This is a genomic window from Flaviramulus aquimarinus, assembly GCF_039543205.1.
GTDB classification, from domain to species: domain Bacteria; phylum Bacteroidota; class Bacteroidia; order Flavobacteriales; family Flavobacteriaceae; genus Flaviramulus_B; species Flaviramulus_B aquimarinus.
In genome coordinates, this window is the sequence record NZ_BAABJH010000006.1 from 186,340 (window position 1) to 201,501 (window position 15,162).

Sequence of the window (15,162 nt, forward strand, 5' to 3'; positions counted from 1 at the left end):
ATTTTAGATGAGCTATTATTAACTAAACTAATTTAGAATATGAAAAAACTAATTTACATTATTTTCGGATTTATTATCGGAGCAGTATTAACGTATTATTTTTGCCCTAGACCAAGTGATGATATACAGGCTATGGAAACCAAAATAATAAAGCCTAAAGGAGTTATTTCTGTTAACGATGCTATAGCGTTAAATAATAACTGGACTAATGAGCGGAAAAAGGCTAATGACTCAGCAGCTAAGAAATTTGGAAGAAATAAAGATAATCGTTCTACATGGTGGTCTATAGATGATATTGAAAATTATTTAGCCTATGCTAAGCATAAGTCTGATAGTTTAGGTTATACTATGACAGGTATTCAAATATACTTAGGCGTTTATGGTAAAAATGCAGGACAAAAGAAAAAGAATTTAACAACTATGTTTATTGCACCTACGGGTGATAAGTCTGTTTCTAAAGGCAGTATGAGTCCTTTTAATAGTACTGTAAGGCTTGGAGGGAACCCACCTGTACCACCGTTAAATAACGGTTCAGGAGGAAGTGGTAATTTTCCTCAATAATTTTTGTGGAAGAGTTTTTATTAAAAAATTATAGTTTTTTAACATATTCTGTAGAAGCCATGGCAGCTTTTACAGGAGTGTTTTTATATAAAAAATATAAAAACTCACATATAAAATATTTCATATTTTTTTTGGTTTACCTTACTATTTGTGATTTTTTAGGAGGGTATACATGGTATGTATCCGCTGAAAATTTTTTAAGCTTATTAATAGGAACCGTTTTTGAAAAAAATCATTGGTGGGCCACTTTATATTGGCAAATAGGTGCGATAGTGTTTTTTTCCTATTATTACTATAAAATATTAAGAACTAATGTATTTAAAAGTATTATCAAGTTTCTTGGTCATTCCTTTTTTATATTTTCAATTGTTTACATAATTTTTAATTGGCATGAGTTTTTTAAACAATTTTTTTCAATAATAGAAATATTAGGAGCAATAATCATTTTTTCATGTACTGTATTTTATTTTTTAGAAATTTTACAAAGTGATAAAATATTAACTTTTTATAAATCTTTAAATTTCTATATTAGTTTTACAATATTTATTTGGTGGTTAATTATAACTCCGTTAACCTTTTATGATATTTATTTTACTTATGAAGTTGGAAACCCTAATAGAGACTGGAATTTTATGTTCCTAAGATGGCAAATCTATTTATTTGCTAATATTTTTATGTATTCAACCTTTACTTTTGCTTTAATATGGTGCAGACCACAGAACGATTAGCTAGTACAGCTGCAGAACGTTATTTATTAGTATATATGATAGCCGTATTGGTTATTGTAACCATATTAGTTATTGTGTTTTTTGTGGTTTTTCAAAAACGAAAAAACAAATTGCTACTAGACCAGATTAAGCAGCAACAAGCTTTTGAAGAAGAGATAACACAAGCACAAACCGAAACTCAAGAACAAACCTTAAAAAACATTGGTTGGGAGTTACATGATAATATAGGGCAGTTATTATCCTTTGCCAATATGCAACTCAGTATTTTAAAAATGCAGGTAGAAGAAGATGTTAAGGGTAAATTTAAAGATACGTCCGATGCGCTTAAGGAAAGTTTATCTGAAGTACGTGCGCTTTCAAAAACCTTAAATAACGAAGTCGTTTTAAACATTGGTTTTGAAAAATCGATTACGAATGAGTTGAATCGTTTAAAGAAAATGAAATTTACTTCTGCTGAGTTAGAAATAATAGGTGATACGGTAGAATTTTCAAATAGAAAACATGAGATTATTATTTTTAGAATTCTTCAAGAGTTTCTTTCTAATTCAGTAAAATATTCTCAAGCTAAAAACCTGAATATTACTTTAAACTATCAACCAAAACAATTAACTATCACAGCAAAAGATGATGGCAAAGGGTTTGATATTAATACTGTAGAAAAAGGCTCTGGTTTAATTAATATGAAAAGTAGGGCTGGTTTAATTAATGCAACCTTAGATTTAACTTCCAAGCCTAATGCGGGTGTAGAATTAATTTTAAACTATCCTTTAACCTAATTTTTTTATTTATTTAGTTTGTCATTTCGATCAGAGGGAGAAATTACATAAAGATAAGCTTTTTTAATGTTTGCCCTATTCTAATATTGCCTCTCCCTCGATAGGTATCGGGATGTACTTTATCTTGACAAGATAAGTTTACCCAAAATATTTAAAAATCGTTTTCAGTAAGCTCATTTTTCCTTTGTATGGTGGATATCTAAACGACGGATCATACCAATTACCACGCTTCATAATTGGTTTCTGGTTCGAAAAGGTGGTAAAGCCATATTTCCCATGATAGTTTCCCATACCACTTGCACCAACCCCTCCAAAGGGCAATCTGTAGTTTCCAAAATGGATGAGTAAATCATTAATTACACCACCGCCAAAACTGTATTTTTTGATAGTTTGTTCAATAAAAGCAGTTTGTGTTGAAAAGACGTAGAGTGATAATGGTTTGTCTAAATTCCATATAATGTGTGCAATATTATCTTCATTATCATAAGTTAATATGGGCAAAATAGGACCAAAAATTTCGTCTTGCATTAATTTACTATTCAAATCAGGTTCATCAACTATGGTAGGGGCAATGTAACAATCATTCTTATCAATTTCACCACCAAAGACTACGTTAGTGTTTTTAAGTAGCTCTGCAAGTCGTTGTGTATTCCGTTCATTAATTATTCTTGGAAAATCAGGCGATTCTTTTGGATTATGACCATACCTTTTAATAATTTCTGCTTTTAATACTTCAATAAGTTTATCTTTAACAGTTGATTTTACAATAATATAATCTGGAGCAATACAGGTTTGACCACCATTTAAAAGTTTTCCCCAAACCAACCTTCTGGCAACGAGTTTTAAATCAATCGAATCGTCAATAATACAAGGCGATTTTCCGCCAAGTTCTAAAGTTACAGGAGTTAGATGTTTAGCCGCAGCTTCAGCTACAATTTTACCAACTTTTGTGCTACCGGTAAAGAATATATAATCCCATTTTTGAGCTAATAACTGAGTTGAGATTTCTACACCGCCTTCAACAGGCATAGCAACTTCTTTTGGAAACACCTTTTTGATTATAGCACTAATGACGTTTGATGTGTTTGTAGTTAATTCACTAGGTTTTAAAACTACGGTGTTTCCAGCGGCAATGGCCATAATTAGAGGTTCCATGGCTAGAAGAAATGGATAGTTCCAAGGGGCCATGATAAGGATGCTACCGTAAGGTTCTTGGTATATGTAATCTTTAGAAGGAAACGTTAGCAAAGATGCTTTTATACGTTTTGGTTTTACCCATTTTTTTAGGTTTTTAATAGCTAAATCTAGTTCAGTTATAACGAGTCCAAATTCACTTAAATACCCTTCAAATCCAGACTTTTTAAAATCCTTATTCAAAGCGTCAAGTACAACTTGTTCATTAGCAAAAATCTCAACCTTTAAGGTTTTTAAAAGTGATAGCCTATATTCTAAATCTTTTGTTTTCTGAGATTTAAAAAACGCTCGTTGCTTATCAATTATATGTAGTATGTCATTCAATACGAAATCTTTTTTTAAAGATATTTAAATTATACCAAACAAGCATTCCAAATAGCATCATTTGGTAGAGGCGCCTCAATTGAAATGGGTTCTTTTTTTACGGGATGAACAAATTCTATACGCCTAGCATGTAAACTAATACTAGCATCAGTGTTACTTCTATTAAAGCCATATTTTAAGTCCCCTTTAATTGGACTTCCAATACTTGATAACTGTGTACGTATTTGGTGATGCCTACCTGTTTCTAAATTAATTTCCAGTAAATAATAATGATCTAATGTTTTTAATAATTTATAATGAAGAATCGCTTTTTTGCTATCTGTTACTTCTTTAGGGTGAGCCTTGGATTTATTGTTTTTTGGGTTCTTTTTTAACCAATGAACCAATGTGTCTTCGGCTTTTTGTGGCATGTTCTTTACAAGGGCCCAGTATGTTTTTTTAATGTCTTTAGAAAGAAATAATTTATTGAGCCTTGGAAGTGCTTTACTGGTTTTTGCGAAGATAACAAGTCCAGTGGTAGGTCTGTCTAGCCTATGTACAGTACCTAAATATACATTTCCAGGTTTGTTGTATTTGTATTTAATATATTCTTTTACAACATCACTTAGGGGTTTGTCGCCCGTTTTATCACCTTGTACAATATCGCCTGCACGTTTATTTATGATGATGATGTGATTGTCTTCATATAAAACTTGGAGGTTGTCTTTATTTGAAAGGATTTTTTTTGACACGAATTTTACAAATTTTCACTAACAACTAACAACTAACAACTAACAACTATTAATATTGTTCACTTTCATTGGGGAAGTCCTGAGTTTTTACATCGTCAACATATTGCGAAATAGCTTTAGTCATTTCTTCATATAAATGTAAATATCGGCGCAAAAACCTTGGATTAAATTCATGTGTCATACCAAGCATATCATGAAGAACCAAAACTTGACCATCAACATATGGTCCGGCTCCAATACCAATAATTGGAATGCTAACACTTTCGGCCACTTGTTTTGCGAGTTCAGCAGGAATCTTTTCTAATACAATAGCAAAACAGCCTACTTTTTCAAGCATTTTAGCATCTTCAATTAAATCTTTAGCTTCTTGCTCTTCTTTAGCACGCACGGTATACGTCCCAAATTTGTAAATAGATTGAGGTGTTAAACCTAAATGTCCCATAACAGGAATACCGGCATTTAAAATACGTTTTATAGAGTCCTTAATTTCGCGACCACCTTCAACTTTTACTGAGTGTGCACCACTTTCTTTCATGATTCTAATGGCAGATCGCAAAGCTTCTTTGGGATCACTTTGGTAGCTTCCAAAAGGTAAATCAACCACTACTAAACACCTATCTATTGCTCTAATTACAGACGATGCATGGTAAATCATTTGGTCTAGTGTTATAGGCAATGTGGTTTCATGTCCAGCCATGACATTACTTGCAGAATCGCCTACAAGAATAACATCTATGCCTGCACCATCAACAATTTTTGCCATAGTATAATCATAAGCCGTAAGCATGGATATTTTTTCACCATTGGCTTTCATATCGACTAATGTTTTTACAGTGATACGCTTGTATTCTTTTTTAGCTACAGACATGTTCCTTTTAGTTTAGTTAGCATGTAAAAATACTAAATAAACAAGATACTGTTAAACTTTTCTTTAAGGTAAGTCTTGATTGTTGGTTATCAGTTATTTTAGCTTAAAATTTATAGACTATGGCACGCATAATATTTTATTTGGCACTTTTAATTACGACAACTTTATTTGGACAAACTAATGAAAACCTTGAAGTAAAGAAAGCAGTTGATACTTTTTTTGAAGGTTTTCATAAAGGTGATACGGTATTGATGAAATCTGTTATGGCAGATAAGCTATTAATGCAAACAGCTTATAGAAACAAAGCAGGTAAAGATGTTTTAGTAACTGATGATGCTACTAAATTGGTATCGGCTATTGCCAATAGACCCGATGACCAAAAATGGGATGAACGTTTATTGGATTATAGTATTCAAGTAGATGGTAATATGGCTAATGCGTGGACACCTTATGAGTTTTGGTTTAATGGTGCGTTTAGTCACTGTGGTGTTAATTCTTTTCAGTTATTTAAGGATGGAGAACAGTGGAAAATTATTTATTTGATTGATACGCGCCGTAAAGAAAGCTGTGAGAATTAAATATTACTTGCTATTAGCTAAGCTTTCTTTTAAATAATTACTAATTGTTTCTAGTTTATAATTGTTCATGTTGTTTAAGGTCAGCAAGAATCCATTATTCGTATAAAAAATAGTATTGTTTAATTCAGAAAAAAAAGTACCTTTTGGATATGTTATTGCTGTAAAACCTTCTATTAATCCTGTATTAGCAAGTGTACCATAACTTGAACTATTGGTGGCAACAGCTGCTAAAAATTTACTAGGTAATTTTGGAGCACTACCAAGGTATGCAAATAAAGCTTCTCCAGTTTTTGATAACTTTATAGTGTTTTTTACTGTTCCCAAGTTTACTTTTGGATGTTTACTTATATTATCGAAAACAATTGTTGTTCCTTTAGTAATTAAAGTATTTCCAGAATTCCAGGACATATTACTTTCATCAGCCCCAAAACGTGTGCCATTCCACTCAGAATCTGTAAAATAAATAATACTATTTGGTTTTATGTTTGCTAAAGTAATGATAGAAAAACCGTCATTTTGTGATGCGTTAAAACCTATAAAAGCAATGTCGCCTGTTTTTAAGTTATTGGACTGTTTTTGTTTTATTAATAATGACAAAACAAGTAAAACTAAGAGAATTATAATTATTTTTAAATCTTTCATGTCTTTTAATATTTGATGTTGTACAAATATCAAAAGCTATTATTTCTTTAATATTATTTCAAAATTAACACTACTTGAACAAATATGTTATTAAGTTAAATTAATGAAAATATATTATTATGAAGTTTAATTAAATGTAAAATAGATTAACAATCTGCTAAATAAACACCAACAGCCAATCCGCCTTCTGAGGTCTCTTTATATTTGGAATGCATATCTTTTGCGGTTTCCCACATAGTATTTACGACTTTGTCTAATGGTACTTTTGCGTTTTCTGGATTGGTATCCAAAGCCAGTTCTGCAGCATTTATGGCTTTAATGGCACCCATGGCATTACGTTCAATACATGGTATTTGTACTAAACCCCAAATGGGGTCGCAGGTTAACCCTAAGTGATGTTCCATGGCAATTTCTGCTGCTACTAAAACTTGTTCTGGTGTACCACCAAGTAATTCGGTTAACGCGCCAGCAGCCATCGCTGACGATACACCAATTTCTGCTTGACAACCACCCATAGCGGCACTAATTGTAGCACCTTTTTTAAAGATACTCCCTATTTCTCCAGCGACTAATAAAAAACGTTTGATATCTTCAAAATTACCATCGTGATTTTCAATGACTAAATAGTACATTAAAACAGAAGGAATAACACCAGCACTCCCATTGGTTGGGGCCGTTACGACTCGACCTAAGTCCGCATTAACCTCATTAACAGCTAAAGCAAAACAACTTACCCATTTTAATATTTGCCGAAATTTAACTTCTGTATCTCTAATGGCATAAATCCATTCAACAGGTGTGTTATATGGCGACGTACCTTGAAGGTTTTTGTGCATATCATAGGCACGACGTTTTACATTTAATCCGCCTGGAAGATGACCTTCTGTATGACAACCTGTATACATAGAGTTTAACATGATGTCCCAAATACGCTTTAGTTCAGCATCAATTTCTGTATTGGAGCGAATTGATTTTTCGTTCTCTAAAACAATGTCTGAGATGGATTTATTTAATGTTTTGCAATATTGAAGCAATTCGATGCCTTTATCAATAGGATAGGGGAAAGAACATTTTATTTCAAAATTCTTTTTTGAGTTTTTGCGTTCTTCTTTCACTACAAATCCACCACCAATAGAGTAGAAGGTAGATGTTGTTTTTTTACCGTTGTAATTTGCTGAGAATTTTAGTCCGTTGGCATGAAAGGCCAAAAATTTTTTATTAAAAATAATATCAGTTTTAGGATGGAATACTACGGATTGTTCGTTATTAAAAAGAAGGGTTTGTGTATTTTTAATAGTATTAATTATGCTATGGATTTGTTTTGCTGGGATTGTTTCTGGGTTTGCTCCGCTTAACCCAAGCATGATTGCTAAATCTGTGGCATGCCCTTTTCCTGTAAGGGATAACGAACCATATAAATCTACAGAAATGGATTCTATTTTATTAAATTTATCAGAGTCCTTTAATTCTGTAATCCAACGTTCGGCAGCACGCCAGGGGCCAAGTGTATGTGAGCTTGAAGGGCCTACGCCAATTTTAAGCATATCAAAAACAGAAATACATTCCATAATTAGGCAATCGTTATCGTGTAGACAAATATAGATAGATTGTTTTGATAGCATTATGTTTTTTTGATACGAATTTTGATGGATGAGAGTTCTTGGGGTTGATACGCATAGGTTTGTAGAGGTTAGGCAGAGATAAATGGTGGTTTAGTGCTATAATAGTATTATATATTTTAATACGGATTTTGCAGATTTACACGGACCAATCCTTGTGGTTAGGCCAAAAGAAAAAAAAACAGAATATAAATGACCTAAGACCAAAGTTTAATTGTGTAGGAGTAAGACTGTTTACTGCGACTGTGACTGGAAATTGAATGAAATCTGACACTGTGTCAGCATTTTTGAGTTGGCATAAAGATTGACTTATACAATTCGAATTTAAAAATGAACATTCAACACAATTAAAAAATATATTATGAGTAAAATTATTGGAATCGATTTAGGAACAACCAACTCTTGCGTTTCTGTAATGGAAGGTAACGAACCTGTTGTTATCCCAAACGCAGAAGGTAAACGTACTACACCATCGGTAATAGCCTTTGTGGAAGATGGTGAAATTAAAGTTGGAGACCCAGCAAAAAGACAAGCCGTTACAAACCCAACTAAAACCGTTTATTCTATTAAGCGTTTTATGGGGAATAAATATTCTGAATCTAAAAAAGAAGCAGAACGCGTACCATATAAAGTAGTAAAAGGCGATAATGATACCCCTAGAGTTGATATTGAAGGACGTTTATACACACCACAAGAATTATCAGCTATGATTCTTCAAAAAATGAAGAAAACTGCTGAGGACTATTTAGGTACTGATGTAAGTAGAGCTGTAATTACAGTACCTGCTTATTTTAACGATTCGCAACGTCAAGCGACTAAAGAAGCTGGTGAAATTGCGGGTTTAAAAGTGGAACGTATTATTAACGAACCTACCGCAGCTGCTTTAGCTTACGGTATGGATAAAAAAGGAACCGATCAAAAAATAGTGGTTTTTGATTTTGGTGGTGGAACACATGATGTATCTATCCTTGAATTAGGTGACGGTGTATTTGAAGTATTATCTACCGATGGTGATACACATTTAGGTGGTGATGATGTTGATGAAAAAATCATTAACTGGTTAGCAGATGAGTTTAAAGCTGAAGAAAACATGGATTTACGTAAAGACCCAATGTCTTTACAACGTTTAAAAGAAGCTGCTGAAAAAGCGAAGATTGAATTATCATCTTCTGCTCAGACAGAAATTAACTTACCCTATATTACGGCTACTGCTAGCGGACCAAAACACTTAGTGCGTACGTTAACACGTTCTAAATTTGAACAATTAATTGATGATTTAGTAAAACGTACTATTGAACCATGTGAGTCTGCATTAAAAGCAGCTGGTTTATCAAAATCTGATATTGATGAAGTTATTTTAGTAGGTGGTTCTACACGTATTCCTGCAGTACAAGCAGCTGTTGAGAAATTTTTCGGAAAAGCACCAAGTAAAGGTGTGAATCCTGATGAAGTTGTTTCTTTAGGAGCTGGTATACAAGGTGGGGTATTAACAGGCGATGTTAAAGATGTATTACTTTTAGATGTTACACCTTTATCTTTAGGTATTGAAACTATGGGTAATGTATTTACAAAACTTATAGAAGCCAATACTACCATTCCTACTAAAAAATCGCAAGTATTCTCTACAGCAGCAGATAATCAGCCATCTGTAGAAATCCACGTGTTACAAGGAGAACGTGCTATGGCAGCCGATAATAAAACAATTGGACGCTTTCATTTAAGTGATATTCCACCAGCAAGACGTGGAACACCACAAATTGAAGTAACCTTTGATATTGATGCTAATGGTATTATTAAAGTAAGTGCTGAAGATAAAGCCACTGGTAAGAAACAAGATATTCGTATTGAAGCTTCTTCTGGTTTAAGTGAAGAGGAAATCGAGAAAATGAAAGCAGATGCTGAAGCTAATGCAGAAGCAGATAAAGCAGCAGCAGAACAAGCTCAGAAATTAAATGAAGCAGATTCTATGATTTTCCAAACAGAAAAGCAGTTAGAAGAGTTTGGTGATAAATTATCTGATGATAAAAAACAACCAATCGTCGATGCTTTAGAGGAATTGAAAAAAGCTTATGAAACTAAAGATTTAGAAGTTATTACTCCAGCTTTAGATAAAATAAATGAAGCTTGGAAAGTTGCTTCTGAAGAAATGTACAAAGCACAAGCAGAAGCTCAAGGCGGAGCACAACCAGGACCAGATGCAGGAGCAGGAGAACAAGCTCAATCAGAAGGGAATGACGTTGAAGACGTTGACTTCGAAGAAGTGAAATAAATAAAGTTTGAAGTCGGAAGACTCAAGCTTAAAATTAAAAAACGCAACCAATTTGGTTGCGTTTTTTTGTAATATTAAATTGATTGACCGCTTAATTGCCTAAATAAAGTATTTACATTATAGATTTAGTTTTGTTATAAATTTTAAACAGAATCAATGTTTTAACTTTATACTTAAGCTTAACTTCTATAATATAAAAAAGCCTAAGAAATATTACGTCTTAGGCTTTTTTAATTGACTATAAAGTTTTATTAATGACCACCGCCATCATCATTGGCACATAACTCGCCATTATTTCGACTTGCGCCTCGAATGACCTCAAAGTCTCCAACCTTATAACCAGGAACAACATTAGGATCCGAGCAACTAGTATGAATCTTAACAGCTTCAGAACCATTAATATAGATTTTAATTTCGGTTCCTAAAGTGCCTTTTTTGTCATTTCCTACTAGCTGTATTATACCTCCGTTATTAACATTGGCTTCAAATAAAACCTCACCTTTTTTCTTCTTACCTTTTCCTTTTGTTTTTACAGTAATTAAAGCACTAGCTCCAGAATACGATAAATCTAATTCAGTAAGTTTGCCATCACAATCACAATCATCATTTTGTTCTTCATCTTCTTCACTGTAATCCGTATCACATAATTCGCCTCCTTCACGGCTTGCACCACTAATAACGGTATAATCGCCAAAAACAGCACCAGGACCAATAGGAACAGAACAACTCGTATGGATTTTTTGGTCTAAACTTCCATTAACGTAAATAGAAATTTCTGTGCCTAAAGTACCTTTATCATCATTGCCAACAAAACTAAATGTTTCACCAGGCATTACGGTACCTTCAAATACAACAGCACCTTCTTTATCTTTACCTTTTCCTTTTGTTTTAACAACAATATCGGCTATTATGCCACCATCGTATTGTAGCTCTAAATCAGTAACTTTGCCTTCGCACTCGCTACAATCGTCACCAGGAGGTGTTTCTTCTGGGCATAATTCACCACCTTCACGGCTTGCACCACTTATAACAGTATAATCGCCAAATATAGCACCTGGGCCAATTGGAACAGAGCAGCTCGTATGGATTTTTTCATCAACAGATCCATTAGCATAAATGGTTATTTCAGTACCTAAAGTACCTTTATCATCATTGCCAATAAAACTAAATGTTTCACCAGGCATTACTGTACCTTCAAATACAACAGCACCTTCTTTATCCTTACCTTTTCCTTTTGTTTTTACAACTATATCTGCTGGAGCATCACCATTATATTCTAGTTCTAACTCGGTAACTTTACCTTCACATGGTTGACATTCTACTTCAGGACATTCTATTTTGAAATTAAAATCAATTAACCAAAGGCGCTCTCCAGGAGTATTAGAACATATATTGTTATTCTCATCGGTATGACTAACAACAAGGAAAGTTCCATTGTTTTTATCTTGTTCTGGATTTGGATAATTGCCTAAGCTTCCAAAATCACTTTTTTCGGCATCCACATTTCCTAAAATATCATCAGAACAACTTGTATGAATACTGGCATCATCTTCTCCATTTACAGACCAATACCACCAGTTTCCGACATCACCTAATGTAGCAGTAAGTGTATCGCCAGGTTGAACGTTATTAAAAGTTTGAGAACCTCCTTTGTCTCCTGTAACAACTACAGTGGCTCCAGCTGGTCCATCATAAGCAACAGACATTTCAGTGATTTTGCCATCACAATCATTGCAATTATCTGATGATGTAGGTCTGTCAGTCAACCAACCCCAAGTGCTTAATCCAATAGCATTAAGGTCAGAATCATAATTTGCACCACCAATGCCAATATGTGCTCCAAAGTTTGGTGTACTATCATCATTTGGATCAGGTCTTTGTTCTAAGCCAAATGTACCTTCTTGAACACAATCGCCACCGCTAGCAGAAACCGTACTTTTAGCAGAATCTATGATATAAAAATGCATATCTTCAGAATTCGATGCATCTCCAGCAGTACCTTCTTTTTTATGTCCGCCGCCTAAAGCAGACCATTCATCCCAAGTCTTCTTATCTTTAAGCCATACATCTACAGTTACAACGCAAGTACCATATACGGTACTTCCTAATATATTAGCCGTTCCATTTTCATATTCCCTAAATACTAAAGTATTAGTATCGGTTGATGAAAAGTACGTTGATCGATCAAAATAGTCTGAGCCATCAGCTGTTTTAGACCACCAAAAATTGGCAGCTTGTTGTTGTGCCCCAAAAGGCGATCTATCGGCATCAATTACGATACATTCGGTGTATTTAGCCTCTTCATCTTTTTTCTTTTTTTTATGGTCGCTAGATGAAGATGCTGTAAGTAGTGCTTCCTCTTCTTGAGGTTCTACAAATTCTGTTTCACACGAAAGGAATAAAAAACAAATCCCTAACATGCTTAAAATAATTTTTTTCATAATTTTAAAATTTATTAATAGCGTTTGATAATTAAAAATTAATATTACAAATAATTGGTGTTATTAAATAAATTTCTTGTTGTAGTTCCAGAAATTTCGTTAAATTGTTAGAATTCCATTACATAAAAGTTTTTTTAGATTGTAAAACTTTACCATGTATAGTATAAATATTTAGCCTCAAATTAAAAATATGATAATAGACCTAAGAAGTGATACCGTAACAAAACCTACAAAAGCCATGTTGGATGCCATGATGCAAGCTCGAGTAGGTGATGATGTTTTTAGAGAAGATCCAACAGTCAATACACTAGAAGAGCGAATAGCTAAAATGTTTGGTAAAGAAAAGGCCTTGTTTTTTCCAAGTGGCACTATGGCCAATCAAACAGCATTGAAATTGCATACTAACCCTGGAGACCAAGTTATTTGTGATAAATATGCACATATTTACAATTATGAGTCTGGTGGTGCTTCATTTAATAGTGGCGTATCTTGTAAATTAATTGATGGTAATAGAGGTATGTTTAGTGCGAAACAAGTTTTAGAATCTATAAATCCAGATGCTTATTATTATAGCAAATCGAGCTTAGTAGAAATTGAAAACACAACAAATAAAGGTGGAGGAGCATGCTGGGATTATGATGAGATTTTAAAGATTAGAAACATTTGTGATGATAATAAACTCGGATTTCATTTAGATGGTGCGCGCATATGGAATGCTTTAGTGGCTAAAAAAGAAACCACTAAGCAATATGGGCTTGTATTTGATACCATATCGGTATGTTTAAGTAAAGGTTTAGGTTGTCCAGTGGGATCTGTTTTGGTTGGAGATTCTGGAATCATGGAAAATGCTATTAGAATTCGGAAAATTTTTGGTGGCAACATGCGTCAAGCTGGATATTTAGCAGCAGCAGGATTGTATGCCTTAGATTATAATGTTGATAGATTAATAGATGACCATAAAAAAGCAAAAGAAATAGGAGAGGAGCTTAAAAAATTATCAACCATTAAAATGGTTGAGCCTATCGAAACTAATATTGTTATTTTTGAATTGAATGATGATGTAAATGAAAATCAGTTTGTACAACGTCTTGCTAATGAAAATATTTATATTATAAGTATGGGAGGCCGTAAATTAAGAATGGTAACGCATATGGACTACATAGGTTCTATGCATGAAAAGCTTATTGGAACATTAAAAAAATTATAGCCTCTACAAGTCATAATTTTAATTAAAATTAGATATAGTAATCAAACCCAATAGTTTTAAAAGTTTAATTATACCAGTTAACGAATTTATTTATTGGTTGTTTGTAATACTCATATTTTTAGTCAATAATTATATTTTTTTATATGAAGCTTAGTATATTAATTCCTATGTATAATGCAGAAAACTACATAGGTAATTGTTTAGAGAGTTTAATACATCAAGATTTAGCAGAACAGGATTATGAAATTATTATTATGGATGACGGATCCAATGATAGTTCCGTTAAAATTGTTAATAATTATTTAAAAGCACATAAAAATATAGTATTACACGTAGCATCTAATTCTGGAGCTTATACAACAAGAAATAAATTATTGAAGTTAGCAAAAGGGGAATACATCTATAATTTAGATGCCGATGATTATTTAGTTCATAACAGTTTAGGTAAATTACTAGAAATTGTAACAGATAACCAATTAGATATTCTAGGATTTAAAACTAAAGAAACATCAGATTTAACGGATTATAAATTATTAGAACCCATAAGAACGCATGATGCTATAATAAGTACCGGAACAGAATTTGTAGAAAACAATAGACATTCAAGACATGAGATTTGGTGGTATTTTATAAAGAAAGATTTTTTAGATGAGATAAATATCACATTTAACAAAAACGAATATAATGCAGATGTTTTATTTACACTATTGGTATTTTTAAAAGCAGAAACAGTGGCATATGTCCCTTGTTCTATACATCGTTATGTACAAACCCAAGACTCTTTAATGCGTAGTAATAATTTTGAAATAATATCTAAACGGTTTGGATACATACAAATGATGATTTCAAATACCAGTAAATTAATAAATGAATTAAAAAAAGAATCAAATATTTATAATAAAACAATTATAAATAACATTACTTTTAGAAGAGACGTATTTACCTTTTTTAATATTACGGATATGATTACAGCACATTTTAAAACCAAATATATTAAAGAAAAGATAGCATTATTTAAAGAGGTTAAGGCCTACCCGATAACTAATTTTATTGGACATGAATATAATTCATTATATTATAGATTATTGGTTTTTATAATAAACAAGGAATCTATTTTATATTTAATAATTTCACTAAAAAATGCAACAAGAAATATTATAAGTATAAAAAAAGAATAACTGACGAATTTTTTTATAAAATTAATGCTAGTCATTACCTTTTTAT

The 15,162-nt window shown here is 32.6% G+C and carries 12 protein-coding genes; 6 read left to right on the forward strand and 6 right to left on the reverse strand.

All coding sequences use genetic code 11. The features are described 5' to 3' along the window. Positions 1-39: 39 nt before the first annotated feature. Positions 40-561 (forward strand): hypothetical protein, encoded by a 522-nt coding sequence (locus ABD941_RS12350; protein WP_345274447.1) that lies wholly within the window; start codon positions 40-42, stop codon positions 559-561. 703 nt (positions 562-1,264) lie between these two features. Continuing rightward, on the forward strand, positions 1,265-2,065 hold the full coding sequence (locus ABD941_RS12355) for a sensor histidine kinase (RefSeq protein ID WP_345274448.1): 801 nt from the start codon (positions 1,265-1,267) through the stop codon (positions 2,063-2,065). Positions 2,066-2,203: 138 nt separating this feature from the next. On the opposite strand, the gene ABD941_RS12360 is transcribed toward ABD941_RS12355, so the two are convergent. From ABD941_RS12360 to panB, 3 genes are read right to left on the reverse strand one after another with little or no spacing between them, the layout of a single operon-like run. Further along, on the reverse strand, positions 2,204-3,583 hold the full coding sequence (locus tag ABD941_RS12360) for an aldehyde dehydrogenase (RefSeq protein ID WP_345274449.1): 1,380 nt from the start codon (positions 3,581-3,583) through the stop codon (positions 2,204-2,206). Between the two features lie 29 nt (positions 3,584-3,612). Beyond that, positions 3,613-4,314, reverse strand: coding sequence for an RluA family pseudouridine synthase (locus tag ABD941_RS12365; protein WP_345274450.1), 702 nt, complete (start codon positions 4,312-4,314; stop codon positions 3,613-3,615). 49 nt (positions 4,315-4,363) lie between these two features. Next, positions 4,364-5,182, reverse strand: a complete 819-nt coding sequence (gene panB, locus ABD941_RS12370) for a 3-methyl-2-oxobutanoate hydroxymethyltransferase (protein ID WP_345274451.1) — start codon at positions 5,180-5,182, stop codon at positions 4,364-4,366. 119 nt (positions 5,183-5,301) lie between these two features. Between panB and ABD941_RS12375 the strand changes: the two genes are divergently transcribed. Next, complete coding sequence (locus ABD941_RS12375; protein WP_345274452.1) at positions 5,302-5,760, forward strand: nuclear transport factor 2 family protein; 459 nt, start codon at positions 5,302-5,304, stop codon at positions 5,758-5,760. A gap of 3 nt (positions 5,761-5,763) precedes the next feature. Here ABD941_RS12375 and ABD941_RS12380 read toward each other — a convergent pair whose 3' ends face one another. Both ABD941_RS12380 and ABD941_RS12385 read right to left on the reverse strand, forming a co-directional pair. Beyond that, complete coding sequence (locus ABD941_RS12380) at positions 5,764-6,402, reverse strand: hypothetical protein (RefSeq protein ID WP_345274453.1); 639 nt, start codon at positions 6,400-6,402, stop codon at positions 5,764-5,766. A 146-nt stretch (positions 6,403-6,548) separates the two neighbouring features. Next, complete coding sequence (locus ABD941_RS12385) at positions 6,549-7,970, reverse strand: L-serine ammonia-lyase (protein WP_345274454.1); 1,422 nt, start codon at positions 7,968-7,970, stop codon at positions 6,549-6,551. A 412-nt stretch (positions 7,971-8,382) separates the two neighbouring features. Here ABD941_RS12385 and dnaK point away from each other — a divergent pair, with 412 nt between their 5' ends. Continuing rightward, positions 8,383-10,290, forward strand: a complete 1,908-nt coding sequence (gene dnaK, locus ABD941_RS12390) for a molecular chaperone DnaK (RefSeq protein WP_345274455.1) — start codon at positions 8,383-8,385, stop codon at positions 10,288-10,290. Positions 10,291-10,541: 251 nt separating this feature from the next. Here the strand turns inward: dnaK and ABD941_RS12395 are convergent, their stop codons facing one another. Next, complete coding sequence (locus ABD941_RS12395) at positions 10,542-12,731, reverse strand: DUF7467 domain-containing protein (RefSeq protein WP_345274456.1); 2,190 nt, start codon at positions 12,729-12,731, stop codon at positions 10,542-10,544. A gap of 190 nt (positions 12,732-12,921) precedes the next feature. On the opposite strand from ABD941_RS12395, the gene ABD941_RS12400 reads away from it, so the two are divergent. Both ABD941_RS12400 and ABD941_RS12405 read left to right on the forward strand, forming a co-directional pair. Continuing rightward, a complete protein-coding gene (locus ABD941_RS12400; RefSeq protein WP_345274457.1) occupies positions 12,922-13,938 on the forward strand; it encodes a threonine aldolase family protein in 1,017 nt (338 codons plus the stop codon). Positions 13,939-14,081: 143 nt separating this feature from the next. Continuing rightward, the gene (locus ABD941_RS12405; protein ID WP_345274458.1) at positions 14,082-15,116 is read left to right on the forward strand and encodes a glycosyltransferase family 2 protein; all 1,035 of its coding nucleotides are present in this window, start codon (positions 14,082-14,084) and stop codon (positions 15,114-15,116) included. Positions 15,117-15,162 lie beyond the last annotated feature (46 nt).

What these genes read in the sequence shown, in the direction of transcription:
- ABD941_RS12350 (WP_345274447.1), top strand. Translation starts at nt 40, where the DNA reads ATGAAAAAACTAATTTACATTATTTTCGGATTTATTATCGGAGCAGTA.
- ABD941_RS12375 (WP_345274452.1), top strand. Translation starts at nt 5,302, where the DNA reads ATGGCACGCATAATATTTTATTTGGCACTTTTAATTACGACAACTTTA.
- ABD941_RS12380 (WP_345274453.1), bottom strand. Translation starts at nt 6,402, where the DNA reads ATGAAAGATTTAAAAATAATTATAATTCTCTTAGTTTTACTTGTTTTG.
- ABD941_RS12400 (WP_345274457.1), top strand. Translation starts at nt 12,922, where the DNA reads ATGATAATAGACCTAAGAAGTGATACCGTAACAAAACCTACAAAAGCC.
- ABD941_RS12405 (WP_345274458.1), top strand. Translation starts at nt 14,082, where the DNA reads ATGAAGCTTAGTATATTAATTCCTATGTATAATGCAGAAAACTACATA.
- dnaK (WP_345274455.1), top strand. Translation starts at nt 8,383, where the DNA reads ATGAGTAAAATTATTGGAATCGATTTAGGAACAACCAACTCTTGCGTT.
- ABD941_RS12355 (WP_345274448.1), top strand. Translation starts at nt 1,265, where the DNA reads ATGGTGCAGACCACAGAACGATTAGCTAGTACAGCTGCAGAACGTTAT.
- ABD941_RS12395 (WP_345274456.1), bottom strand. Translation starts at nt 12,731, where the DNA reads ATGAAAAAAATTATTTTAAGCATGTTAGGGATTTGTTTTTTATTCCTT.
- ABD941_RS12385 (WP_345274454.1), bottom strand. Translation starts at nt 7,970, where the DNA reads ATGGAATGTATTTCTGTTTTTGATATGCTTAAAATTGGCGTAGGCCCT.
- panB (WP_345274451.1), bottom strand. Translation starts at nt 5,182, where the DNA reads ATGTCTGTAGCTAAAAAAGAATACAAGCGTATCACTGTAAAAACATTA.